This window comes from Mycolicibacterium chlorophenolicum, assembly GCF_001044235.1.
Classification (GTDB): Bacteria; Actinomycetota; Actinomycetes; order Mycobacteriales; family Mycobacteriaceae; genus Mycobacterium; species Mycobacterium chlorophenolicum.
This window is the reverse complement of sequence record NZ_JYNL01000008.1, coordinates 154,729-179,047: the sequence shown is the minus strand read 5'-3', so window position 1 is coordinate 179,047 and position 24,319 is coordinate 154,729. Positions and strand designations below refer to the sequence as shown.

Below are 24,319 nucleotides of genomic sequence, written 5' to 3'. Positions count from 1 at the left end.
AGGGGGAGGGCAACGATGACCACCACGACAGTGCCGCGGTCGAGCACCGCCGAGACCCGGCGGGCGATCTGGAACACGATCCGCGGGTCATCGGGCAACCTCGTCGAGTGGTACGACGTCTACGTCTACACCGTGTTCGCAACGTATTTCGAGGGCCAGTTCTTCGACGAGTCCGAGAAGAACTCGACGGTGTACGTGTACGCGATCTTCGCGATCACGTTCGTGATGCGGCCCGTGGGGTCGTGGTTCTTCGGACGGTTCGCCGATCGGCGGGGCCGGCGGGCTGCGCTGACGGTGAGCGTGTCGCTGATGGCGCTGTGCTCCTTGATCATCGCGCTGGTGCCGTCGCAGGCGGTCATCGGGATGGCAGCGCCGATCATCCTGATCGTGGCGCGGTTGGTGCAGGGGTTCGCGACCGGCGGTGAGTACGGGACGTCGGCGACGTACATGTCGGAGGCGGCGACGCGGGAGCGGCGCGGCTTCTTCTCGTCGTTCCAGTACGTGACGCTGGTCGGTGGGCACGTGCTGGCGCAGTTCACGCTGCTGATCCTGCAGACGACCCTCGACGACGATCAGCTGCGCGAATTCGGTTGGCGCATCGCGTTCGCCGTCGGTGGCGTGGCGGCGGTGGTGGTGTTCTGGCTGCGGCGCACGATGGACGAGTCGCTGTCCGAGGAGGTCATCGAGGCGACCAAGGCGGGGGAGGACCCGGGTGCGGGGTCGATGCGGGCACTGTTCACGCAGTACTGGCGGCCGCTGCTGCTGTGCTTCCTGATCACGCTGGGCGGCACGGTCGCGTTCTACACCTACAGCGTGAACGCGCCGGCGATCGTCAAGACCGCGTACAAGGGCGAGGGCATGACGGCGACGTGGATCAACCTGACCGGGCTGGTCTTCCTGATGCTGTTGCAGCCGGTGGGCGGGATCCTCAGCGACCGGATCGGACGCAAACCGATGCTGGTGTTCTTCGGCGTCGGCGGGCTGGTGTGGACCTATGTGCTCATCACGTACCTACCCGAGACACGTTCACCGCTCACGTCTTTCGCGCTCGTGGCAGTCAGCTACATCATCCTGACCGGGTACACGTCGATCAACGCGCTGGTGAAGTCGGAGCTCTTCCCCGCGCATGTGCGGGCGCTCGGCGTCGGGGTCGGGTATGCGCTGGCGAACTCGATCTTCGGCGGGACGGCGCCCCTGATCTACCAGGCGGCCAAGGAGGAGAACCAGGTCCCGCTGTTCATCGGCTACGTCACGGTGTGCATCGCGGTGTCGCTGGTGGTGTACGTGTTCTTCCTGCGCAACAAGGCCGATACCTATCTGGATCGGGAGCGGGGCTCGGCCTTCCGCGCGTGAGCCGCAAAGACAGGTAGTCCACTACGCAGGCCTGAGTCCTCGGTTCTCGCCACACTTCAGGAACATTCACGTTCCACGGAGGAGACGAGGTCCATGAGCACTTTCCCGAGTCCTGTCAGCGCGGCCCAAGCGGTACGGCGAAGCGGCGCCTCCATCTCCGTCGCCGACGGCGAGTCCGTCGCCGTCGGCTTCCTCTCCGAGTCCTACCGTGAGGTGTACCGCATCGCCCGGGTCGAAGGGTTCGAAGATCTGCAGACCCTGGGCCTGATTCCGGCGAACCTCTCGGAGCGCGACACCCTCGAGGCGCTGCGCGCCGATGACGCTGTTTTCCGCGAGCAGTCCACGCATGCCCGGTCGACGGCGGACGACTGCTGTTCGGACTGCGCGTCGGGGCCGCGGGTCAAACGCCGCTGGTATCAGTCGAATATGGCTCAGCTGCTGTCCAACAGCGGCGAGCGCACGTTCGCGTTCGACCATCCGGAAGTGTTGAGGATTCAGCACACCGTCAACCGCATGCTGGACAGCCGAGGTGTGATGCTCGTGGGTATCGCCTACCCCGACGACGTCGACGTGGGTGCCGGCGCACTGCTGCTGATGGCTCCCACGGTGCACGTCCTCAACGCCGATGTCATCACCATCAAAGCCGACGGGGTTCTGCGATTCGAGTCGCGCCACGTCCGCGTGACGTGCAGCGAACTCAACGGGCCCAAGAACGCGCCCGTCATCATCCCCGACCTGGACATCCCCCGGTACGTGCTGCCCGACGAACTCACGGTCGGAGGGTTGCTGACCGAGCTCTCGTCGAGCGCGGTCTCCGATACCGACGTCCTCGCCGCGCACAAGCACCTCCCCGGCTTCGATGCCGAATACCTTCTGGCACAGGCCGGAAGCCACGCCTGACCTCAACATCCGTCTACGAAAAGGAGTCTTCTCATGTCCGTCGCGACGATCGACGTATCCGGCCGTTCCTGGACCGACGTCCCCCCGAAGCCCGACAAAGCGTTCTCACCGAATCCCCCGCCGCAGGCGCAGGGGGCGAACTGCAACTGGATCGATGACGACTGCGCACAACTGGGCTTGCCGGGCGGGCCGGGCGGAACAGGAGCCGACGGTGTCTCGAGCGGCCGCGGGGCCAACGGGGGATCGATTTCGTTCAAGGTCGGCGTCATCAACGGCGCGGTGAAGTTCAGTGCTCGCGGCGGCGACGGGGGGAGAGGTGGCCCGGGCGGTGATGGCGGCGACGGCAGTAAGGGCGGCCGAGGCGGCAACGGCAACGACTGCGAATACGGCCGCATGGGTGGCAACGGCGGCAACGGCGGCGCTGGCGGGAGGGGCGGCGACGGGGGCAACGGCGGAAACGGGGGAAGCATCCTCGTCCAGTGCGAGGTGGACAATTCAACCAACAGCGATCCCCTCGACGCCAGCGGTGGCCCCGGCGGACGCGGAGGGTCAGGCGGCCAGGGCGGCCACGGTGGCGCCCCAGGCGACCAGGGCAACACCAGCGGTGTGTTCGACTCGAGCAGCGACTGCCCCAACCCCGGCCCGGCGCCGGCGTGGGGAATGAACGGGGCCCCGGGTCAGCCGGGTGCGCCGGGCGCCGGCGGCAACGCAGGCTCGGCGCGCCTCGAGGTCACCACCTGACGTGACGCGCGAGTGTGGGGGTTGTGCACGCGAATTCGGTGAAATGCGTGCACAACCCCCACAGTCGTCTCAGAGCCTCAGACCGAGAGCAGCCGCTCGAAGAAGCTGCGGTAGCGCTTCAGTGCGACGCGCAGGTCTTCGGTCGAGGCCTGCTCGCCGCGGCCCCACTGCTCTTCGAGGCGGGACCGCGCCTGCCCGAAGCCGGTGGTGAGCTGCTGCACCAGGTCGGCGACCAGACCGTCGGCCTTCTGCACGCAATCCTTGGGATCGTCGACGAAGCCGGCCTGGACGGCATCCCACCGCGCCCGCAGTCCGGCGAGCTCGTCGTCGGCGAAAAGCTTTCCGTCGACGTCGCTTTCATGCCCGGTGCGCTCGGTGCCCTCGGTGCGCTGTGATGCCACATCCCGCTGCATGTCCGTCGGCTGCCCGTGCTGCCCGTGCTGCTGCGCGACGCCGGCGGCCTGCGGATCCATCGGCGCGGTCGGCGGACCGGCACCGTGCGTCGCGGTGGTGTCGTGCTGCATCGGGGCGACCTGATCTTCGGGGATGTGGTTCTGCCCCTCCGTGGCGTACTGGGGCTGGCCCTGCGGTGCCTGGTTGGCCCAAGCGTCGGTGTGCTGATCATGCGTGGTCATGCCGTGCCTCCTTCGAGGTGTCGTTGTCGGTGGTGTCGAGCAGTCGTTCGAACAGTGCGCGGTAGTGCACGAAGGCCTCCCGCTGCCGTTCCGTGTCGATCTCGCCGCGTTGCTGCGCGTCGTGGATGCTGTGTGCTGCGCGGTAGTTCTCGACGATGTGCGGGTGGTCGACGGAGATGTCGGCCGACTGCCGTTCGAAGTCGTCGACTGGGTAGCCACGCTGGCGCATGACCTCGGTGACGAGCAGGTCGGCGGTGCCGACGGCCCGTGCCGGATCGTCGACGAAATCGGTTTGCACCTGCGCCCAACGCATCTCGAAGTCGTTGCGTGCCACGGGTGACAGTGCGACGATGTCGAGCTTGTCGCGCTTACGGGCGCGAGCGGCGAGTTCCTTCTCCGCGGCCTTGGGGTCACCGGTCTGGTGGACCACCCGGTCGTACTCGGGTCCGAAGTGTTGCTTGAGCTGTTCACTGCGTTTGCGGCCGCCGCCGGAACGCACAGCCAGGATCACGGCAGCGATCACGACGATGATTGCTGCAGCGATCAAAATCCATTGCCAGGTAGGCATTTTGAACTCCTTTCGTGGAAGTCGGGTAGCCAGGGCACCGTCTACGCAAACGTCAGTTTGTGACCGGTGTCACCAGCCGCAGGTCAGAGGTCAGAAGTAGTGCCGGCGGCCGCCGACCGCGCGGCCGGTGGAGCCGAGGACCGCGAGGATGGCCCCGACGACGACGAGGATGATGCCGATCGTGGTGAGGATGGAGATGTGGAGGAGGAGTCCCGCGATGACCGCGATGATGCCGAGAATGATCATGATTGAGCCTTCTGTATCGAGTTGTCGGCCGTTCAGACCGGGTTCAGTCGACCACCCTCAGGGGTGTGGCGGTACACCCCTAAGGGGGTAATGTCATCGCCGTGGCCGAAGCGATCACGGTGGCACTCATCGACGACTATGACGTCGTCGTCCAAGGCGTCGCCAACATGCTCGAGCCGTATCGCGACCGCGTGGTCGTCGCCGAACTGGACGCCTCGATGCCGCTGAAGGACACCGTCGACATCGCGCTGTATGACAGCTTCGCTCAACCGGAGTCGGACCACGAGGAGATCGGCGTTTTGGTCGCCAACCCGTGTGCACGCCGAGTTGTGGTGTACACGTGGAACTTTCACCCCGACCTGGTCGCGAGCGCGCGGGAGCGCGGTGCCCATGGATATCTGTCGAAGACGCTGCCGGCGCGCGAACTGGTGGCGGCTTTGGAGGCGGTGCACCAAGGACAGACCGTGGTCAGCGAGACACCGCCGCGCACGCGTCCCGCTCCGGGCAACGACTGGCCCGGTCGCAGCGAGGGCCTCACCGACCGCGAGGCGGAGATCCTGGCCCTCATCACCCAGGGCAAGAGCAACGCCGACGTCGCGCGGCTGACCTACCTCAGTCCCAACACCGTGAAGTCCTACATCCGGTCGCTGTACCGCAAAGTCGGCGTCGAGAGCCGGACGCAGGCCGTGCTGTGGGGAATGCAGCACGGCTTTCTGCCTGACCACAGCCGCATCGAGCACTGGCGAGGCGGCCCGTAGAGGCCTCCTAGGGCGTAGACTGGCAGAAGCTGGTCCACCCAGCAGTCCCGCTTGGACCGTCTCTCGTTTTCGCATTGGTCTTCCCGAGTCTTCGCCCACGCCGGTCACGCCGGTGGCAACAGCCCAGTCGGGAACCTTGTGAATGTACGTACCTCCATCAGTCCGTTGATCGCCCCCTTCGGGCTGGAACACCTCCCCTTCCTCCCGAGCGTCGGGATCCTGAGCACGTACGCGCCGACCGTCTGCGGCCTGGCGACGTTCAGCGCCGCTCTGGCCAACGGGTTGTCCGCGCGGGGCGTCGATGTGAACGTCGTGCGTATCTCCGACGGCACCCGTTCGGCACGCACCGATGTCGTGGGTGAACTCGTCAACGGCTCCGCGGCATCCGTCGCGGCCGCCGCGGAGCTGCTCAACCGGCGCGATGTCGCGATCATCCAGCACGAGTACGGCATCTACGGCGGCGCCGACGGCGATGAGGTCATCGAGGTCATGAAGGCCCTGACGGTGCCCTCGATCGTCATCGTGCACACCGTGCTGACAACCCCTACGCCACATCAACGTTCGGTCCTCGACGAGGTGATGGCACGCGCCGATCAGGTGGTCGTCATGTCGAACACCGCGCGCCTGCGGCTGCGCGCGGGCTTCCGTGTCAACGACCGCAAGATCGCGACCATCCCGCACGGGGCGGCGCTGCCCACGGTTGCCGCATCGAAGCGCTCGGGCCGGCCGATCCTCCTGTCGTGGGGTCTGCTGGGGCCGGGCAAGGGCATCGAGCGGGTCATCGATGCGATGGCCTCGCTGAAGGACCTCGCCCAGCAGCCCCGCTACCTCGTCGCGGGTCGCACGCACCCCAAGGTGCTCGCCCTGTACGGCGACATCTATCGCGAAAGCCTTGTCGCACAGGCCAAACGACTCGGTGTCGAGGATTCGGTGTCCTTCGACGCCGCCTACCGCACACCCGCGGCGCTGACCGCGCTGATGCAGACCGCGTCGGTCGTCGTGCTGGGATTCCTCTGTGGCAGAAGCGGATACACGCATCAGGACAGATCCGGCGCCGCCGACGAACGGGAACATCAGCCCGGCGACCAGCAGCCCGGCGAGGACGCAGCAACCTGCCAGCCGGGCGATGGCCCCCCACGTTGCCCGACGACGGCCGCGCATGGCGTCAGCTTATGGCTGCCCGGGACGCCCGGTGGGCGGATGTGACCAAATTCTTTCGGCACGAGGGCGGCATCGCCGGGCAGGGACAATGGGGGCATGACCCTGTATGACTTCGGCGCGATCCGCACCCGGATGGGGAGCGCGTTGTTCGGCATGGTGGCCGGCCCCGAGGGGCCGGAGAACCGGGCGCGGATCCACGAGACGCCGGGGCCGCGGTGGTTCCCCGAGGACCGGCCGATCCGCCGCGTGCACGCCGACGCGTCGATGTTCGTCGGTGGTCTGCGCGCGCTGCTGCTGCAGTCGCTGCACCCGCTGGCGATGGCGGGGGTGGCCGAGCATTCCGACTACCGCGGCGACCCGTGGGGCCGGCTGGCCCGCACGAGCACCTTCCTCGCGGTGACGACGTTCGGCGCGGCTGACGACGCGCAGCGGGCGGTCGACAAGGTGCGCGGCATCCACCGCCGGGTGCGCGGGACGGCACCGGACGGCCGAGCGTACGAGGCCGGCGACCCGCACCTGCTGGAGTGGGTGCACATCGCCGAGACCGACAGCTTCCTGCGAGCGCATCAGCTGTACGGCTCGCAGCCGCTGGATCAGGAGGGCCGCGACGCGTACGTCGCCGACACCGCGGAGGTGGCGATGAAGCTCGGGGTGGTCGACCCGCCGCGCACCGAGGCGGAGCTGGCCGAGCGGCTCGCGGCGTACCGGCCGGAGCTGTCCGGGACGGCCGCGGCCCGGGATGCAGCGCGGTTCCTGTTGCTGACGCCTCCGCTGCCGGTGCTGGCGCGGGCGCCCTACACGGCGCTGGCCGCGGCTGCGGTCGCGATGCTGCCACGGTGGGCGCGCGGTCCGCTGTGGCTGCCGTACCTGCCACCGGTGGAGGCGACGGTGGTCCGCTCGGCGGGGCACGTGCTGGTCGGCGGCATCCGATGGGCGATGACGGCCAACGCGGGGTAGGTCAGCGCTGGACGGAGACCCAGGTCTCGAGCCGGGCGCTCTCGGCGATGGCTTCGGCGAGGAGCACCTGCTCGAAGCCGTCGACGAAGGTGGGGTAGTCCGGCCGGGCCGGGGGCTCGTCGGCGTCGATGGCGTCGTAGACGGCGCGGAAGAACGCCTTGAACGCGTCGGGGTAGCCCTGGACGTGGCCGGCCGGGTAGTCGCCGGTGTCGCGCAGCTGCAGCTGGTTGGGCCGGTCGCGGTGCCCGGTCCACAGCTGCTCGGGGTTCTCGGAGTCCCAGCGCAGGGACGCGTCGGCGCCGCTGAGCTCGACGGCGAGCTGGTTCTTGCGCCCGGGGGACACCTGCGAGAGCGTGAGGACGCCGCGGGCGCCGCCGTCGAAGCGGAGCAGGATGCCGGCGATGTCGTCGGTGCTCGACCGTTCGGGGAGGGCGGTGGTGAGGTCGGCCATCACCGATTCGACGCGCTGGCCGGTGATGAAGCCGACGAGATCGAGCCAGTGCGAACCGATGTCGCTGACGGTGCGCAGCGGGCCGCCGAGTTCGGGGTCGAGGCGCCAGTTGGTGTCGGTGTCCTTGGACAGCCAGTCCTGGAGGTAGGACCCGGTGATCAGTCGCAGGGATCCGAGGTCGCCGGCGCGGACGCTCCGCGCGGCCCGCTGGCACAGCGGGTAGAAGCGGGAGATGAAGCAGACGGCGTTGACAACGCCGAAATCGTTTGCGGCGGTGACGATATCGCTGGCGTGGGCGGGGGTGAGGGCGAGCGGCTTCTCGCAGATGACGTGCTTGCCGGCGCGCATAGCGGCCATCGCCTGGGCGTGGTGGACATGATTGGGGGAGCAGATGTGGACGGAGCGGACGCGGGGGTCGTCGAGCATCTCCTCGAAGCTGCAGTAGTAGGCACCCAGTCCGGAGGCGGCGGCGCGGTCGGAGCTCGATCCGACGACGCCGACCACCGGAACGCCGATGCGCGCCAACGCTTCTGCGTGCACGCGGCCCATCAGGCCGGTGCCCACGATGGCTGCGCCGGTGTCGGTCATGGTTGAACGCCCAGTAACGGAGTGTGAGCGAACCGTGGAAGCTGTGTTAGCCGTGTGAATAATTCACGGCACGCTGTGCCAGTTGACGCCTGGGCGAAGTAGGCAGCGTCAGCGCAGGTTTGGCTGATGCGTGCCGTCGGGCGGGCGTACGGGGACATAGGGGGATACCTTAGCTGCCAATCGTGTCATTCCTGGCGTCTGGCATTCCATGTCATCGTCTCGCAACATCAGACCGTTACCGGTGGGTAGCGAAAGATGCTGTGGCGGGCGGTCATACAACCGTATGGTCTCGGCACCGGACCATTCGATGGGCTTACTGACTGAGCCGACGGTCAGGGCTCAGCGGGTGATGACGAGCTTGAGCGCCGGGTCGAGCCAGTGGTCGGCGGCGTCCTCCCAGTCGACCTTAGTGGTCGGCACCTCGAGCGGGTCGATGGTGCCCGTGGCCACGAGCTCGAGGACCTCGGGAAGGTAGCGCCGGGAGTCGGCGCGCGACGTGTGCAGGGTGATGCCGCGGGTGTACATCTCGAGCATCGGGAGCGGCGTCGCGGCGGAGAAGTGGATCGTCACCACGGTGAGGCGCCCGTACGGCTCGGTGGAGCGGATCGCGCAGTGCAACCCCTCGACGCTGAGCGAGGCGCCGACGACGATCGGCGCGCGGTCGAGTCGGCGGGGGAACTGCGTGCCGACGTCGATGACGTCGGCGCCGAGGTCGGCCGCGGCGGCGAGGCGTTGCGGGTCGTTGTCGGCGTAGCGGACGGTCCCGGCGCCGAGGGCCTGTGCGCAGAGGATCGTGTAGAGGCTGATGGAGGGTGCGTCGCCGCCGACGATGAGGACGTCGGCGCCGGGCCGCTCGCGCAGGGCGTCGACGACGGTGCGGTAGCCGTCGATGAGGTTGTCGGGCACGGTGGCGAGCGCGACGTCGCCGATCGACTCGGGTGCGGGGACGAGGAGGTGGTCGGCGTCGGGGACGAGCAGCAGGTCGGCGAGGCCGCCGCCGTGGCCGCCGCCGGATTCGCCGAAGCCGAAGGCCGCGCCGGCGCGGGCGTAGTAGGGGTCGCAGGCGGCGTAACGGCCACCGGTGCACGGGGTGCACCGGCCGCAGGAGACCTGAAACGGCACCGTGACGCGCTGTCCTTCTTCTATGTGGCTGACGCCGTCGCCGACGGCGACGACCTCGCCGGCGATCTCGTGGCCGACGGGGTAGGGGCCGGGGAAGATGCCGAAGCCCGCCATCGCGGCGTCGAGATCACAGCGGGCGACCGCGAGCGGTCGGACCACGGCCTGCCCGGGACCCGGCTCGGGATCCGGGGCGTCCTGCCATTCGAGCCGTCCCGGCTCGACGAAGACGAGGTGGCGCATGGGGAGATTTTGGCACTTGGGGCGCGGCGCGGGGCCTGCTGGCCCGATTCCAGAGCATCAGGTCGGCAATGGGCCGCGGATTCCGAGGACTGGTTGTCGTCGTCGGCCATGGCCCCATCCACGGTCCCACGGCCAGCGACCGGCGTTGTCTGCCCAGACCAGTTGAAGGGCGCGGACATTCGGGCCGTAGAGGCTGAGAGCGAACTTCAGGTGGACGTCTGGGTGCTCGACCTCCACCACCTCGAGGAGATGCCGTCCTCCGCAGTCGATGTGTTCGGCCGGCTGCAAGACCAGGCCCTCGTCGACCATCTGACCGCCGATGACGTTCAGCAGCTTCGCCGCGGTCTGCGCCTGCATCCCCGTCACCATCAATTCCGGCAGACCCTTCTCGTGCAGGCCGACGGTGTAGGCGAACGGCCGGTTGTCGCTTTCGACGAACTGCACTGCCCACCGGTGGTCCTTGATGGTCTCCCGCAGGACGTCGAGGTAGTCGTCGGTGGTCTTGTCGGGATTCTCGCACTGCCAGCACATGGCCGCCCCTTCTGTCGTGGTTACGGACCAGCCTGCCTCGACCCACCGACAGATCTGACTGATCGTCACGTGATGCGGTGCTTGTTCGGGATCTGATATCGCCGGCGATACCACTTCCGAAGATCGGCATTCTCTTTCAACGGTTTTCGACCTTCGGGCTCAGGGCGGAATGGGCGAATTGATGACTTCGGTCCCTATCCCGCAGCCGAACCCGGTGCTCTGATGGACCTGACGGGACGGCACTGTTCGTACCCGACGGGCTGAGCCGTCCGTCGGATGGAGGTCACTGCAATGGACACGTCACAACAGGTCCACGACAGGACGCGCATGTTCGCCCGCGTGCTCGGCCCCTTCATGGTGATCGTCGACCTCGCGGCCGTGCTGCGGGCGTCGGACGTAGGCACGATGCTGTCAGACTTCTCGGCGGACTCGGCGTGGCCGTGGATGGCGGGTGCGTTCATCCTGATCGCCGGCCTCGTCGTGGTCGCCCTGCATCAGTACTGGCACGGTGCCGCGGCCATCGTCGTCTCGGTGCTGGGCTGGCTGATCATCCTGCGGGCGGTGCTGCTGCTGTTCTTCCCGGAGACGCTGATGTCGTTGGCCGACGGCATGATCGGTGCAACAGGATGGTGGATGTCGGCGTGCGGTGTGGCCGCGCTGATCGGGGTGTACCTGACCTACGTCGGCTGGGCGCCGCAGCGGCATCGGCCGGCCACCCACGCGACCCACGCCAGCCGCGACGTGACCCCGGCCGCGTGAACGGAGGCATCATGATCATCCTCTACGCGGTGACCGGAGCAGTCGCCCTGACGCTGCTCTCGGTCCTCGGGACCAGCGTGCGCGTGATCCAACAGTTCGAACGCGGGGTGGTGTACCGGTTCGGGCAGGTGCAAGCCCGGGTGCGCGGACCCGGGCTGACGCTGCTGATCCCCGTCGCCGATCGCCTGCAGAAGGTGAACATGCAGATCATCACGATGCCGGTGCCCGCCCAGGACGGCATCACCCGCGACAACGTCACCGTGCGGGTGGACGCGGTGATCTATTTCAAAGTGGCCGATCCGGTGCGGGCGGCCGTCGACGTGCAGGACTACATGTCGGCCATCGGGCAGGTCGCGCAGACGTCGCTGCGGTCGATCATCGGCAAGAGCAACCTCGACGACCTGCTGTCCAATCGGGAGCACCTCAACGAGGGCCTGGAGTTGATGATCGACAGCCCGGCGCTGGGCTGGGGCATCCACATCGACCGCGTCGAGATCAAGGACGTGATCCTGCCCGACTCGATGAAGCGGTCCATCGCCCGGCAAGCCGAGGCAGAGCGGGAGCGACGGGCCCGGGTCATCACCGCCGACGGCGAACTGCAGGCCTCGCAGAAGCTGGCCGCGGCCGCGGCCGTGATGTCCGAGCAACCCGCGGCGCTGCAACTGCGGCTGCTGCAGACGGTGGTGGAGGTGGCCGCGGAGAAGAACTCGACGCTGGTGCTGCCCTTCCCCGTCGAACTCCTGCGTTTCCTCGAACGGTCGACACCGCAGGAGCACGCCGACGATGTTCCGGTTGCGCTGACGGCGTCGCTGTCGGACATCTCGGCTGCGCTGACTCAGCCCCAACGCGAGGCCACAGTGCGATGATGGCGCGCGTATCCGGTGACAGCTGAGGAGCGTGGGATGGGGTTCGAGCGGATCGACGATCTTCTGAACGGTGTGACCGCCGACGGGTCGCTGCACGGTGTCGCCGCGACGGTGGTCGGCCGTGACGGCGTGCTCTACGAGGGCGTCGCTGGAGAGGCCAAGCGCGACAGCATGTTTCGCAACGCGTCGATGACCAAGGCCGTCGCCACCACCGCTGCGCTGCAACTGGTCGAGCAGGGGCGCATCGACCTGGACGCGACCGTCGCGTCGATCGTGCCCGAGTTCGGCGAACTGCAGGTGCTCGACCACATCGACGGCCGTGAGCCGGTCCTGCGGGCGCCCACGACGCAGGCCACCGTCCGGCAGCTGATGACCCACACGGCCGGCTGTGGCTACCACTTCCTCAACCACAAGCTCTTCGCGTACTGCAATGAGCAGAATTTCCCCAACCCGCTCCAGGGCATCAAGGAAAGCCTCAGCGCGCCGCTGGTCCACGATCCGGGCACGGTCTGGGAGTACGGCGTCAGCACCGACTGGCTCGGCATGGTCGTCGAGGCCGTCAGCGGCCAGACGCTGGCCGAGTACCTCACCGAGCACGTCTACCGGCCGCTCGGCATGAAGGACTCGACGTTCGATCCGACCGACGAGCAGCGCGCACGGTTGCTGCCCATCCGTTTCCGCGCGCCGGACGGCAGCTTGGCGGCGACCGACCTCGACCTGCCGGCCCAGCCGGAGTGGGACGCTGCCGGGCACGGGTCGTACGGGACGATCGCGGACTACGGGCGGTTCGTGCGTGCTTGGCTCAACGGCGGTGAGCTCGACGGCGTGCGCATCTTGAAAGAGGAGACCGTCGACCTGGCGCTACAGGACCACCTCGACGGAGCGCCGCTGCCGAAAGAGATGGAGCCGACCATCCCCGAGCTGACCAAGCCGGTCCAGTTGCTCGACGTCCCCCAGGGGTGGGGCCTCGGGTTCCACCTGTACCTGATCGACCTGCCCGGCATGCGCAGCGCCGGGTCGGCCGACTGGTCGGGGCTGTTCAACAGCTTCTTCTGGATCGACCGCAAGGCCGGGATCGGCGCCGTGATCGCGACGCAGCTGCTGCCGTTCTTCGACGACAAGATGGTCGAGACGATTCTCGGCTTCGAGGCCGCGGTCTATGCGGAGCTCGGCTCAGCGGTCTCCTGAGCTCAAGGCGAACCCTTGCCTCAGGGGTAGGTAACTCTTCCTTCCCCGGCACTGGACTCTGGCTTGCCGGCGATTACGGCCGAGGCCTCTGAGCAGCAGTATTCCTCTCAACAGCAGAACAACCCAGCACCACCCGAGAGGAAACATCATGAGCGCATCGACCACCCGCAGGGGCTTCAAGTACGCCGCCACCCTCCTCGGCGCCTTCGCCGTCCTCGCGGTCGCTCCGGCCACCGCCTTCGCCACTGACAACGAGCCCGGCCCCGGCGGTGGCGGCTGCACCTACACCGACGCCGACGGCTACCCGATCCCGATCGACGACGGCCAGGACGTCTTCGTCGACGGCAAGATCGTCAGCTGCCGCGGCGGCACGATCGTCGTGACGACAGCACCCAGCCGCGGCAGCGTCTTCCAACCGACTGTGCCCAAGAACGGCGGCGTCTTCCAGCCGACGGAGTCCGGGAGCGGCGGCGTCTTCCGGCCGCCGGTGATCAATCGCGCGCCCGTCCTCGCCCAGCCCTGATCCCCTCCCCGCTCGGCCCGTCGCCACCACGGTGACGGGCCGAGTCGCGTTCGCCGTCCATGAACCTTCCCGCTGCGCCAGAATCGATGCCATGTCTTCCCACCTGGAAGTCTTCACGCCGGCCGGCCGGGAGCTCGTCCCCCTGGCCGGCCAACGCGTGACCCTCGGCAAAGCGTCCGGCAACGCGATCGCGCTCGAACACGACGCCACCGTGTCGCGGCTGCACGCCGTCTTCGAAAACCTCGGGGCCGCATGGTCGATCCGCGACATGGGCAGCCGCAACGGCACCTACCTCAACGGGGAGAAGATCACCGCCGAACGCGTCCTGCACTCCGGTGACGAGGTGCGGGTCGGCAAGTCCCGGTTGATCTTCTGGATGGTGCGCGAGTCGGCCGACGGAGGCCGCGACGAGGAGACCGTCTCCGCCCAGCCCGTGGAGGGGCCGCCGCGGCTGACCCGGCGGGAGTACGACGTGCTCGTGGTGTTGTGCCGCCCGCTGGTCTCCGACGACCCGTTCCCCGAGCCGGCGTCGGTCCGGGCGATGGCCGGCGAGCTCTATGTCACCGAGGCCGCCGTCAAACAGCACCTGCAGAACCTCTACGACAAGTTCGGCATCCCCGCCGAGGGCGATCGGCGGGTGCGGCTGGCCAACGAGGCGCTGCGCCGGGGTGCGGTCACCCTCGCCCAGTTGCGCGACAGCACTACGTGAAGTCCAGCGCCTCGACCGTCGCCACCGGTCCTTCGTGGGTCGGCCGGTCGGCGCCCCCGATGCAGTAGACCGTGGAGCCGACCGCCGCGACCGCTTCGCCGTGCACGGGGGTGTTGATGGGCGCCTGGGTGCTCCACTTGCGGTTGGCGATGTCGTAGATCTCGACGGTGGGCAGCACCCGCGTCGGCTCCTCGCCGCCGACCACGACGATGCGGCCGTCGATGAACGCCGCGCCGAAGCTGCCCCGCGGGGTCGGCATGTCGGGCAGCTTCTCCCAGTTCCCGGACGCCGGGTCGAAACGCTCGAAGGCCGCGGAATTCTCGTCGGCGCTGAGGAAGCGGCCACCGACGGTGTACACGTACACGCCGTCCGATACTGCCGCGAGATGCTCACGTGGAGTGGGCATGTCGGCGGCCTGCGTCCACGACGTGCCGTCGAAGACCTCGGTCTGCGGCACGATCTGCTTGTTGTCCTGGCCGCCGACCACGACGAGTTTGTCGTCGACCACCGCCGCTGCCGACGCCGCTCGCGCGTGCTGCAGGCTCGGTAGTTCGACCCACGTGTTGTCGCGGAACGCGAACACCTTGTCCGACGCCTGCGTGATGGTGTCGGTGGCCCCGCCGATGACCACGACCTCGCCGCGGTAGGTCGCGGCCGCCGCGTGGTTGAGCGGGATGGGCAGCGACGGCTGCGGTTGCCACTGCGTGGTGCCGGGGTCGTAGGTCTCGACGGTCTGCAATGTCTCGCCGTCGCGGATTCCGCCGATGACCCAGATCTTGTCGTCCAGCACGGTCCACGCCGTCATCAGGCGCGGGGTCGGCGCGTCCGGCAGGGACCGCCACTGTGCCGCGGGTTGCGGTGTGCGCGGCGCCAGTTTCAGCGCTTCTGCCGACGACGTGGCCTGGCCGTCGCCGGGGCCGGTCGACCCGCCGATCGCGTACACCGTCTTGCCGACGGCCGCGACGGCCGCTCCGTGGCGGGCGGTGCCCAGGTCCGGCAGGTCGGACCAGGTGGCCGTCGTCAGGTCGAGCGCGGACACCGTCTTGAGGGGCCGTCCCGCGGCGGTACCGCCGACCGCCACCATTCGGGCGTCGGTGACCGCGACCCCGAAGTCGCTGCGCGGCTGGGGAAGTGGGGGCATCACCGTCCAGGTGTCTGCGGCGGGGTCGTACGCCTCGACGGTCGTCAGGTCCGTGCCGTCCGTGCCGCCGACCGCGTAGACCAGCTTGCCGTCCGATGCCGCAGCGAGCAGCTGCCGCGGCGTCGGCATCGGTGCGCCCAAAGTCCACGCGGTGCCGTCGAACACCTCGGTGGTGTCGAGCACCCGGCCGCCGGCGTCCACACCGCCGGTGACGACGATGCGGTCGCCCACCACGGCGGCCGCCGCCGCGGCGCGCGGCTGCAGCAGCGGCGGCAACTGCACCCAGCGACTGTTGACCACCCGCCACACCTGGTCGGTGGCGACCTTGGCGTTGGCACCGTCGGTGCGCCAGCCGCCGAGCACCACGGGGGTGTCCTGCCACGTCACCGACATCGCCCGCTGCACCGGAACCGGCAGGGCTTCGCCGCCCTTCCAGCTGTCGATCGCCGGGTCGTACCCCTCGTGGGCGCCGCTGACCCGGTTGTCGGCGCCCATGCCGCCGAAGATCCAGATGGTGCCGTCGGACTGGGTGGCCGCCGCGGCGTCGAGGGCCTTGCGGGCATCGGCGATCGGCCGCCACCCGGGCTGCGCTTCGGCGGTCGGCCGCGCGGACGTCGTCGCGCCGGTGTCGCTGGTGGAGTCGCGCGAGACCGCGACGATCACGACAGCGCCGATCACCAGCAGCACCACGGCAGCCGCGGCGCCAAGCGTGATCAGCGTCTTCCTGCGGTTCTTCGGCGCGACGGGCATCGGGGGAGGGGGAACCGACGTCGGTTTCGACGGACTGTGAGCGAACATGTCGGGCGACGGGGGCGGCGGCGGTGGGGCCGGCGGTACGGGGCGCGCGACAGGCGGGCGGGAGGGTTCGGAGAACGGAAGTGCCTGTGTGCCTTCGGGTTCCTCGGGGGGAGGGGGCGGCTCGCCGATCGCCATGGCGTCCGCGGTCAACCCGTTGTGCCGCTGAGCTTCCTGCAGGGCGCGGCCCATGTCGGCCGCCGAGGCGAACCGGTCGGCCCGGTCGAGCGACATGGCCTTCTCGATCGCCGAGCACACATCGGGCGGGATGCCGTGATCGCGCAGGTCCGGCACCGGCTGGGAGGTGATCCGCAGGTAGTGGGCGATCAGCTCCTCGTCGGTGTTGCGCTCGTGGGCGGCCTGTCCGGCGATCAGCGCGTAGAGCGTGGCGCCGAGGGAGTAGACGTCGGCCTCGACCGTCGGCGGCTTGCCGGTGAGAACTTCGGGCGCGGTGTAGGACAGTGTTCCGGTGAAGAACCCGGTGACGGTCTTGTAGCCGCCGACGATGCGTGCGGTGCCGAAGTCACTCAGCTGCGGATCGCCGTAGTCGTTGACGAGCACGTTGGCGGGTTTGATGTCGCGATGCAAAGTGCCTGTCCGGTGGGCGGTTTCGAGCGCTCCGCACAGTTTCACACCGATGCGCAGAGCGTCGGGCCACGGGATCCGGCCTTGCCGCCGCACCTGGTCGGCGAGCGATCCCCGTGCGTGGAAGGGCATGACGATGAAGGGCCGGTCCCGTTCGGTCATGCCGACCTGCAGGATGTTCACGATGTTCGGGTGGCCCGACAGCCCGCCCATGGCGTAGCCCTCGCGCAGGAACCGTTCCTGGTCGTCCTGGTCCAGATTGGACGCGAGGACCTTGATGGCGACGGTGCGTCCGAGCGACTGCTGGTGGCAGCGGTAGACGACGCCGCCGCCGCCCCGGCCCACTTCGACGGCGTCGACGAACCCGGCGGCTGCCAGCTCGTAGGCAATCTCCCCCGCCATCGCCCCACGTCCTCCGGTGAAGTGCGAGTAGTGCGTTTACGGTACCCACCTGGGGCTCCGGAGGGGCCCGGTTTGCGCTGGCCGAGGACCTCAGGGTGCGACGAGCGTGCCCACCACGTCGACGACCGCGCGGTTGAACGCGGCCGGTTCGTCGACGAACGGCTCGTGGCCGGACTCGTCGAACCAGAGCAGCTGCTTCGAGGGTGCGGTCAACGCGTCGAAGTAGGCGACGCTGGTCTCGGGCGGCACCCAGTGGTCGCGTCGCCCGAGGAAGAAGACGACCGGCATGTGCAGCGCGGGCACGGCAGTGACGAGGTTCAGCGCGGAGGCTTCGCGCCACATCGCGTCCATCGTGAACCGGAAGCCGCGGATCTGGTTGACCAGGTCGAGCGGCGAGGATTCGCGGCCGCCGCCGAACACCGCCCCGCGCAGTTTCCACAACGCCCGGGGCGACAGTTGGCCGTCGAGGCGCTGCAGCCAGGTGCGCTCGGAGAAGACGCTGGACGCGGGGTACGGCGGTGGACCGATGGCGCGCAGGGCCTTGAGGGCCCGGCGGTTGCCGTGCCGTTCGGCAGTGGCCAGCGCGCACGCGTAGGAGGCGGACTCGGCTGCCGACGCGTCACCGATCTGTGCCGTGCCGAGGTACGCCGCGACCTTCTCCGGATGCCGCTCGGCGTACAGCACGCCGAGCAGGGACCCCCATGAGTGGCCGTGCAGCACGACCTGCTCCTGGCCGACGCGGGCGCAGACCATCTCGACCAGCTCGTCGAGGTCGGAGAGGAGCTGCTCGACGGTCATCGACGAGCGCGGAATGCCGCGGTGGAAGGACTTGCCGGCGCCGCGCTGGTCCCAGTAGACGACGGTGAACCGGTCCTCGAGTTCGGCGTTGAAGTGCCGGAGGAGGCGGGTCTCGCTGAATCCCGGGCCGCCGTGCAGATGGATGAGCGGCGGGTTGGCGAGGTCGCGGCCGCGGATCATGACCCACTGGTCGACACGGCCGAGCCGGCAGTAGCCGACCTCGGCGACGCTCTCGGGGACGACGTCACCGGCTGGCGTGCGGAAGGGTTGGGTCCGTCCTGGTCTTCGCATACATGCCAAGGTTGTCGACGGCTGGTCTGGACCCTAGAGGCGAAGGGCCTCGATGCCCGCAGTTCACAGGTAGGGAGTTTCCAATGGACGGCTCATCGGCGGTAGTGGCCTCTTCCGATGTGCTTTTCAGGGAATCCCCGTCGATAACGGGAACTACGCAATGATGCTGTGGGACATGATCGTTCTGGCCGGTGTCGTCGCGATTGCCGTGATCCCCTTCGTGGTGTTTGCGTGGTGGGCCAGACGACGGATGCGTCAGCGTCGGTGGATCCAATGGCCGGAACCTCCGGTGCACATCAGCACCCGACCGTTGCCGCGCATCGTCGACCCGCCGATGCCGAACAACGAGGCGGATTGACCTCCGGCCCGGACGAGGTGCCGTGGTCGCGCAGAGCGGGCACGGGCGTCGAGATGGCGCGGGTAGTGCGGATCAGCTCCTCGTCGGCATTGCGTTCGCGGGCGTGAATTGGCGATCTGAGGCGTGCTGATCTTGTTTTAGGCTGGACGCCGAGGGGGTGTCTTGCGTGAGCTTGTTGGGGGAAGCGCTCGACTTGCTGCGCAAATACGGCGATGTCGTCGGCGTGGATTGGGATGACGGGCCCAGCGTGCTGGACCGGGCCGCGAACACCGTCACCACCTTCGCCGGGTCGCCGATCCTCGCCGCTGCGCAGGTCACGATCCAGGGCATGAAGGCGACGACGGGCTCCGGGGAGCCGCAGGCCGGAGAGGCGTTCACGAAGTCGGCGGATCTGTACGAAGAGGCCGGCAACCTCCTCATCGATTCTGCGCCCAAGGACGACCGCTGGGACGGCACCGCGGCGGGCACCTACGGAGACACGAACGATATCCATCGCCGCCTGACCTTGGAGGTTGCCGAAGCGGAGCGGGAAATGCATGCGGCGTTGAGCCGACTGGCCGCCCAGGTCAAAGGGACACGGACGGATCTGCAGGATGCCATCGACTTCCTTTCCGATTACGACACGTCGACGTCGTGGATGAACGCCATTCCCGGCGGCGCAGCCGTGAAGGCAGCGGGTGATCTCGGCGTCGCGGCGACGCAGATCGGGCTGGCGGAGGCGTCGATCGCGAAGTTGGTGGCCGAATCGGCCGTTGTTGCTCACAAGATCCGTACGCAGCAGGCGAGATACGCGAACGCGGCAGGCGAGGAGCTGCTCGACTCCAACCCCGATCTCGAGAAGAAATTTCCCTGCGGCGAGCCATTCGGTGACGAGCGGAAGACGGGGACGCTGCCGTCCCGCGCACAGTCGGACGTGCCGTACACGCCGCCTGAGCATGACGGTCCGCCGGTGGTTTTTCCGCCCGCGACGCCATACGAATCGTCCGCACCACGCTGAGCAGAGAGGGCACCCTGTATGTCAAGCCAAGCGGACAACCTTCGCGTGCTGACTGAGCACATCGATGAACTCGCGGCCAAACAGACCTCCGCTGCGGGTCGCTTGAAGATCGCCGGCGAGACGGTGAACGATCTGGCGTCGAGTGTGTGGGCCACGCACGGCATCGTCTGTGCAGCGAGCAACATGGCTGTGGACGACATCGAGGCGGCCCGAGACGCCGCGGACGCGAAGCTCTGGCGCATGTCGCGCGATCTGTCGGAGCGGTTGAGAATGGCGTCGACCAACTACAACAACGCGGATTGGCGCGCCGGCAAGGACATTGACTCGTGCGGTTTGTGACACCCGCCCGCCACCACAGGAGTTCTGTTCGTGCCCTCTGAAAGCCATTGGACTGAAGACGAAGCTGAAGCGCTCGCTGACGATGACGTCGCAATCGGAGACGGGCTGAACGCCTTGCTACCCAGTCCCAGCGCCGATGGCGCTGATCCGGCGTCTGGCGCACTCTTCACTGTCACCAATCCCTCAGGGACGCTATCGGCAACGGCTGCCCTCGGTGGGCGCCTGGAGCAGGTCGATGTGCGGGATGTATCGCGCTTCGACGAAGCTCGACTCGCTGATGAAATTCTCGAACTGGCCGCGCTGGCCAAAGAGAAGGCGCAGGCCGCACAACACGAGGTGATCGTCGAACTGATGAGGCGTCTCGGACACGATCGCGCGGGTATGAGTGCTTTCCTGACCTACTCGATCGGGCTACCGTCCTTCGATGTCGTAAGCCAAAGGCTGGCGGCCGCTTTCGCGGCCCGACGTGCGTCGGATGACGACTGAGAATCAGATGCCTCAGAGTCTGAATCGGCGTCGAGTCGTCCTCCTCGGCGCAGCGGTCTTGCTGGTTGTCGTGATCACCGTCGCGGCCTTCCATTGGTGGCTACCGGCGCTGCGCCTGAGCGCCGCGCGGGGATCCTGGCAGCCGCCACCGGACGCGACGTTGTCCTCCTCGATGCGCGAGCAACCAGTCCCCGGATGGCGCACGACCGTCGCCGATCTCGGGTTACCACCAACGAGTGACAGCCGAATCGCCGTCAGCAACGACCCAAGCGGACCGCGGCCCTTCATCGGCAGCATCGGAACGAGCGCGTATTTCCTTGCCAGCAGCGGCGCAGCCGAAGAGCCGCAGTGGTGGCTTGCGGGGATGGACGTTCGGGACGGTCGGCCTCTGTTCAACGCAGTGCCGCTGAGGGTGTCCATGCGGGATCCGGAGTGCTTTCTCAACGGGCCGAACGACATTCTGTGTCTGGACGGATTGCCATCGGTGACGGCGCGGGTGATCGACGGTAAATCCGGCGCGGTGAAGTACGTCGGTCCGACAGATCTGCGGCTCGGCTTCGGAAAGCTCGACGTCGAACAGGTCGGGATTTACGCGGTGGCGACGACGCAGGACCAGGGCGTCTATGGCATCGGTCAGCGAGCCGAGACGACGTGGTTTGTACCTGGTGACGGAGGACTGAGGATCGTGCCGCCCGGGCGACCGGATGCGGAATCACAGACCCTCACAGCGCAGCACGAAGCGAATCCCAGAACGCTGGTGGCGACGGTCTTTTCGGTGGCTGATGGCAAGGTGGTCGAACCAGAGATCGAGGAGGGCGGCGCACTGGTCAATCCAGTTTTTTACCCAGGCGGATTCGCCTCTGAGGTCGAGGACTCGGATGGACTACCGCAGGGAGTCAGCTTCTTCGACGAGTCAGGAAAGGTTGTTGGCGAGCGTGACGGGAAAGCGGGTGCCCTTGCCACCGACACGGCCGTTGACCTGCCTGTGGTTTCGACAGATCAGCAAAGCACCGTTTATTCGGCGGGGGGAGAGGAGCTCATCGAAGTACCCGGGGGCACGTTGCAGCGTGTCGGAACCACGCTGATGATCAACATGGCCAAGAGCCAGACCTTCCCCGAGTGGCAGCAGTACAACATGAAGGACGGGGCCAAGGGGCCGGTGTGCGACTATCCGATGCAGAATCTGCTTGGCACGGATGGTTCGACGCTGGTATTCGAGGTCACCAACTTCAACGCCGAGATACTCGCGAAGGCTTACGACCTCCACTCGTGCGAGCGGCTGTGGTCGATTCCCAAGCGGGCGGGATCGGTGGACCGGATCTGGCTGATCGACGGTGTGCTCGTTCAACTAAGAGCCGCAGCAACCGAACTCAACGCCCTCGTGGCGCCTGGCTGACGGTGCGGGGCTCGGTGCATTAACGGTTCAACGCGACGGGGATGGCCTTGATGAGGGATGGATGATGCCCCGTCCGAGGAAGTTGAGGCGGTCGCCGGCCTCCTCGCGCTTCCCCTCCACAGGATGCGAGCCGGTCGAGATGAGCGACCTGGCTCGGTTAACCGGGCACCATTCCCGCTGCGAAGCGGTTGCACTTCTGCGAACCCAAGGATCTGCTCAAGGTTGAAAACACGTTCAGGGTTGCTGCGCGCGGCTGGCTCGGCCAATTAGCCTGAGACCGTGCTGAACATCCCGACTCTGAAGCTCAGCTATGGCAACCTGTTGCTAGCCCGCCTCCACGAGCGGGGTTCCGCCAGCATTGAAGAGCTCCTCGGCGATGATCCAGCACAAGTATTCAAGTCGCACGGGACCTTCGAGAACCCGGACCGGCGAGCTCGTGATTGCTTGAGATATGCGCGGATGCTCGATCTGGTGACTGAGGACGAGCGCGGCTGGAAGCTCACGGAGGCGGGTACCGCCTACGCCGAGAATATTGATCGAAGTGATCCATGGTTTGTGAATGCAACCCAGGCTGGCGTCCTCTGTGACCGGCTATCCGCTGGTACCGCTCCGCTAGCTCCTTACGTCCGGATCGCTCTTCGGGTGGTCTGCGACATGCCCGCCGCCTTTTCGAACGACGATCTAGGGCGGGCGCTGGCTCAACATGCGAGCGACGACAGGTGGCAGGCGGACCGGACGTTCGAATCGCAAGGCGCTCGGTACCGCGAACTTCTCATAGAATGTGGGCTCATCCACGAAAGCGGCGAGCTGACCGAGCAAGGTGTCGCAGTTCTCGGGCGGCAGGCTTCGGTCTGGTGGGTGAACCAAGGTGCCACTTTCGCGAAAGAGCGCGATGGCGGCTTCCTTTGGGCGCCGATGCTCAATAAGGCAGGCCGACCGCAATACCACTGGGACACCATGGATGAGGTTCGTGAAGGTGACATTGTCCTGCACTACAGCAATGGTTCGTTACGCGCCGTAAGTCGTGTGAGCGCAGCTGCAAGGCCGGCGCCGAACCCGCTCGGCGCCCAAGCATGGGAAGAGGCGGGCCGGCTGGTCGAGACGCAGTATCAGGAGCTGAATGAGCCGGTCGCGCTTGCCGCGATCGACGAGGGCGCCCGAATTTCGCAGGGTTCGCCGTTCACGGTCTCTGGATCCGTCCAGCAGGTCTATCTCGTTCGCCTTCAGGACGATTTCGTGCGCGCTCTAGCCCAGCGGTTTCCGGAGCTCGCGGCGCACCTGCCTTCGGTCCCATTCGCTGGGCATCCAACCACGACATCGACGGAGGCGCCTGCGCCGGCCGAACTGTTTCATGACTTTGCAGTCGCCGTCGAAGCCTCGGGGCTTCGATTCCCACCAGAGTCGAACCTCGTCCGATCTTTCTTGAGTAGTCTGCTCGCCAAGCCTTTCGCGATCCTGACGGGACTCGCCGGTTCGGGAAAGACGCAACTCGCGATGCGACTAGGCGAATGGTTCGGCACAGATGAGCACGGACGTCATCGCCACGTCGTCGTACCGGTGCGGCCTGACTGGACTGGTCCGGAGTCCATCTTTGGGTACGAGGATGCGCTACGTACGTCAGCGTCTGGGGCGCCGGTGTGGTTTGTTCCGGAAGCTTTCGAGTTTGTTCTTCGTGCGGCGAACGATCCCGAGTACCCGTACCTGCTGATCCTGGACGAGATGAACCTGGCCCACGTCGAGCGGTACTTCTCGGACTTTCTCTCCGGGGTCGAATCGAGACGTCCGGTCCTACCGGATCTGGTCATCGATGAGCGATCTGGCCAGTGGGTTGTGCGCGACGCTGAAGCGCAGAGGCTGCCGTTGCCGCGGAACCTTTTCGTTGTCGGCACAGTGAACGTGGACGAGACGACCTACATGTTCTCTCCGAAGGTTCTCGATAGGGCCTTCACCTTTGAATTTCGGGTAACCGCCGATGAGCTCGACGCCGGGCTCCGTCGGCCCAGTGCCGCGCCGGCGGGAGAGGATCAGAGATTGCGCGCCTTCGCGTCGCTGGCCGAAAGCGACGATTGGCAGCGAGAGCATCCTCATCCCGATCGCGACGAGATTGTGTCGACGCTGAGAGAGGTACACGCAATCTTGGCTCGCGCCAATCAAGAGTTCGGGCACCGCACGCTGTACGAGATCCTGCGATTCTGCGCGTTCTTCGCAGCGACGGGAGACGCCAATGGTCGCACCGCGCTCGACCTCGCGATGATGCAGAAGGTTCTGCCGAAGGTGCACGGGTCGCGACGGCGAGTCGAGCCTGTCCTCGTTGCGCTGGAGGCGCTCGCCCTGGGGTCCGGTTCGGCCCCGCCGCTGCCCGTTACGCGCTCCAAGATCGCTCGCATGGTCGACTCTGTACGCGCGAACCAGTTCGTCAGTTTCGCTGAGTAGCC

25 protein-coding genes are annotated in these 24,319 nt (G+C 67.3%); 17 read left to right on the top strand and 8 right to left on the bottom strand.

Translation table 11 applies throughout. The features are described 5' to 3' along the window. The first annotated feature begins 15 nt into the window (after positions 1 to 15). From MCHLDSM_RS03960 to MCHLDSM_RS38020, 3 genes are all read left to right on the top strand, one after another. Positions 16 to 1,353 (top strand): MFS transporter, encoded by a 1,338-nt coding sequence (locus MCHLDSM_RS03960; RefSeq protein WP_048468965.1) that lies wholly within the window; start codon positions 16 to 18, stop codon positions 1,351 to 1,353. A gap of 93 nt (positions 1,354 to 1,446) precedes the next feature. After that, on the top strand, positions 1,447 to 2,253 hold the full coding sequence (locus MCHLDSM_RS03955; RefSeq protein ID WP_048468964.1) for a hypothetical protein: 807 nt from the start codon (positions 1,447 to 1,449) through the stop codon (positions 2,251 to 2,253). A 33-nt stretch (positions 2,254 to 2,286) separates the two neighbouring features. Next, complete coding sequence (locus MCHLDSM_RS38020) at positions 2,287 to 2,994, top strand: hypothetical protein (RefSeq protein WP_109788734.1); 708 nt, start codon at positions 2,287 to 2,289, stop codon at positions 2,992 to 2,994. Between the two features lie 77 nt (positions 2,995 to 3,071). On the opposite strand, the gene MCHLDSM_RS03945 is transcribed toward MCHLDSM_RS38020, so the two are convergent. The 3 genes from MCHLDSM_RS03945 to MCHLDSM_RS38345 form a co-directional block, all read right to left on the bottom strand. Continuing rightward, on the bottom strand, positions 3,072 to 3,629 hold the full coding sequence (locus MCHLDSM_RS03945) for a hypothetical protein (RefSeq protein WP_048468963.1): 558 nt from the start codon (positions 3,627 to 3,629) through the stop codon (positions 3,072 to 3,074). Next, a complete protein-coding gene (locus MCHLDSM_RS03940; RefSeq protein ID WP_048468962.1) occupies positions 3,616 to 4,197 on the bottom strand; it encodes a hypothetical protein in 582 nt (193 codons plus the stop codon). Before MCHLDSM_RS03940 ends, MCHLDSM_RS03945 begins: the two co-directional genes overlap by 14 nt. Positions 4,198 to 4,287: 90 nt before the next feature. Further along, positions 4,288 to 4,443 (bottom strand): DUF6131 family protein, encoded by a 156-nt coding sequence (locus tag MCHLDSM_RS38345; RefSeq protein WP_168439977.1) that lies wholly within the window; start codon positions 4,441 to 4,443, stop codon positions 4,288 to 4,290. 101 nt (positions 4,444 to 4,544) lie between these two features. Here MCHLDSM_RS38345 and MCHLDSM_RS03935 point away from each other — a divergent pair, with 101 nt between their 5' ends. The 3 genes from MCHLDSM_RS03935 (at position 4,545) to MCHLDSM_RS03925 (ending at position 7,319) form a co-directional block, all read left to right on the top strand. Further along, on the top strand, positions 4,545 to 5,201 hold the full coding sequence (locus MCHLDSM_RS03935) for a LuxR C-terminal-related transcriptional regulator (protein WP_130376664.1): 657 nt from the start codon (positions 4,545 to 4,547) through the stop codon (positions 5,199 to 5,201). A 165-nt stretch (positions 5,202 to 5,366) separates the two neighbouring features. Further along, positions 5,367 to 6,407, top strand: coding sequence for a glycosyltransferase (locus MCHLDSM_RS03930; protein ID WP_234713845.1), 1,041 nt, complete (start codon positions 5,367 to 5,369; stop codon positions 6,405 to 6,407). A 51-nt stretch (positions 6,408 to 6,458) separates the two neighbouring features. Beyond that, positions 6,459 to 7,319, top strand: coding sequence for an oxygenase MpaB family protein (locus MCHLDSM_RS03925; RefSeq protein ID WP_048468960.1), 861 nt, complete (start codon positions 6,459 to 6,461; stop codon positions 7,317 to 7,319). 1 nt (position 7,320) lies between these two features. On the opposite strand, the gene MCHLDSM_RS03920 is transcribed toward MCHLDSM_RS03925, so the two are convergent. From MCHLDSM_RS03920 to MCHLDSM_RS03910, 3 genes are all read right to left on the bottom strand, one after another. Further along, positions 7,321 to 8,358: a Gfo/Idh/MocA family protein gene (locus MCHLDSM_RS03920; protein WP_048468959.1), complete on the bottom strand. Its 1,038-nt coding sequence runs from the start codon at positions 8,356 to 8,358 to the stop codon at positions 7,321 to 7,323. 339 nt (positions 8,359 to 8,697) lie between these two features. Continuing rightward, positions 8,698 to 9,720 (bottom strand): zinc-dependent alcohol dehydrogenase, encoded by a 1,023-nt coding sequence (locus MCHLDSM_RS03915; RefSeq protein ID WP_048468958.1) that lies wholly within the window; start codon positions 9,718 to 9,720, stop codon positions 8,698 to 8,700. Between the two features lie 57 nt (positions 9,721 to 9,777). Beyond that, positions 9,778 to 10,251 carry a DUF4262 domain-containing protein gene (locus MCHLDSM_RS03910; protein WP_048468957.1) on the bottom strand — a complete coding sequence of 158 codons (474 nt, stop codon included), beginning with the start codon at positions 10,249 to 10,251 and terminating at the stop codon, positions 9,778 to 9,780. A gap of 291 nt (positions 10,252 to 10,542) precedes the next feature. On the opposite strand from MCHLDSM_RS03910, the gene MCHLDSM_RS03905 reads away from it, so the two are divergent. From MCHLDSM_RS03905 to MCHLDSM_RS03885, 5 genes are all read left to right on the top strand, one after another. Next, positions 10,543 to 11,010 carry a hypothetical protein gene (locus MCHLDSM_RS03905; protein ID WP_048468956.1) on the top strand — a complete coding sequence of 156 codons (468 nt, stop codon included), beginning with the start codon at positions 10,543 to 10,545 and terminating at the stop codon, positions 11,008 to 11,010. 11 nt (positions 11,011 to 11,021) lie between these two features. Next, positions 11,022 to 11,876, top strand: a complete 855-nt coding sequence (locus tag MCHLDSM_RS03900) for an SPFH domain-containing protein (protein ID WP_048469006.1) — start codon at positions 11,022 to 11,024, stop codon at positions 11,874 to 11,876. 36 nt (positions 11,877 to 11,912) lie between these two features. Then, positions 11,913 to 13,064: a serine hydrolase domain-containing protein gene (locus tag MCHLDSM_RS03895; protein ID WP_048468955.1), complete on the top strand. Its 1,152-nt coding sequence runs from the start codon at positions 11,913 to 11,915 to the stop codon at positions 13,062 to 13,064. A 148-nt stretch (positions 13,065 to 13,212) separates the two neighbouring features. Beyond that, positions 13,213 to 13,587, top strand: coding sequence for a hypothetical protein (locus MCHLDSM_RS03890; protein WP_048468954.1), 375 nt, complete (start codon positions 13,213 to 13,215; stop codon positions 13,585 to 13,587). Between the two features lie 91 nt (positions 13,588 to 13,678). Next, positions 13,679 to 14,296 carry an FHA domain-containing protein gene (locus MCHLDSM_RS03885; protein WP_048468953.1) on the top strand — a complete coding sequence of 206 codons (618 nt, stop codon included), beginning with the start codon at positions 13,679 to 13,681 and terminating at the stop codon, positions 14,294 to 14,296. On the opposite strand, the gene MCHLDSM_RS03880 is transcribed toward MCHLDSM_RS03885, so the two are convergent. Continuing rightward, the gene (locus MCHLDSM_RS03880; RefSeq protein WP_048468952.1) at positions 14,289 to 17,219 is read right to left on the bottom strand and encodes a Kelch repeat-containing protein; all 2,931 of its coding nucleotides are present in this window, start codon (positions 17,217 to 17,219) and stop codon (positions 14,289 to 14,291) included. The genes MCHLDSM_RS03885 and MCHLDSM_RS03880 overlap by 8 nt on opposite strands. Before the next feature lie 90 nt (positions 17,220 to 17,309). Continuing rightward, complete coding sequence (locus tag MCHLDSM_RS03875) at positions 17,310 to 18,308, bottom strand: alpha/beta fold hydrolase (RefSeq protein WP_048468951.1); 999 nt, start codon at positions 18,306 to 18,308, stop codon at positions 17,310 to 17,312. 175 nt (positions 18,309 to 18,483) lie between these two features. Here MCHLDSM_RS03875 and MCHLDSM_RS03870 point away from each other — a divergent pair, with 175 nt between their 5' ends. The 6 genes from MCHLDSM_RS03870 to MCHLDSM_RS34870 all read left to right on the top strand — a co-directional run bounded on the left by MCHLDSM_RS03870 (position 18,484) and on the right by MCHLDSM_RS34870 (position 24,317). Beyond that, complete coding sequence (locus MCHLDSM_RS03870; protein WP_131722590.1) at positions 18,484 to 18,666, top strand: hypothetical protein; 183 nt, start codon at positions 18,484 to 18,486, stop codon at positions 18,664 to 18,666. Between the two features lie 166 nt (positions 18,667 to 18,832). Further along, entirely contained in the window at positions 18,833 to 19,663 is an 831-nt protein-coding gene (locus MCHLDSM_RS03865; RefSeq protein ID WP_048468949.1) for an EspA/EspE family type VII secretion system effector, read from the top strand. Between the two features lie 18 nt (positions 19,664 to 19,681). Further along, positions 19,682 to 20,002, top strand: coding sequence for an ESX-1 secretion-associated protein (locus MCHLDSM_RS03860; protein WP_048468948.1), 321 nt, complete (start codon positions 19,682 to 19,684; stop codon positions 20,000 to 20,002). Between the two features lie 30 nt (positions 20,003 to 20,032). Then, entirely contained in the window at positions 20,033 to 20,488 is a 456-nt protein-coding gene (locus MCHLDSM_RS37655) for a hypothetical protein (protein ID WP_131722589.1), read from the top strand. Next, entirely contained in the window at positions 20,478 to 21,884 is a 1,407-nt protein-coding gene (locus MCHLDSM_RS03855) for a 9-bladed beta-propeller domain-containing protein (protein WP_053082861.1), read from the top strand. Before MCHLDSM_RS37655 ends, MCHLDSM_RS03855 begins: the two co-directional genes overlap by 11 nt. A 279-nt stretch (positions 21,885 to 22,163) precedes the next feature. Next, complete coding sequence (locus MCHLDSM_RS34870; protein WP_053082859.1) at positions 22,164 to 24,317, top strand: McrB family protein; 2,154 nt, start codon at positions 22,164 to 22,166, stop codon at positions 24,315 to 24,317. The last annotated feature ends 2 nt before the right edge of the window (positions 24,318 to 24,319 follow it).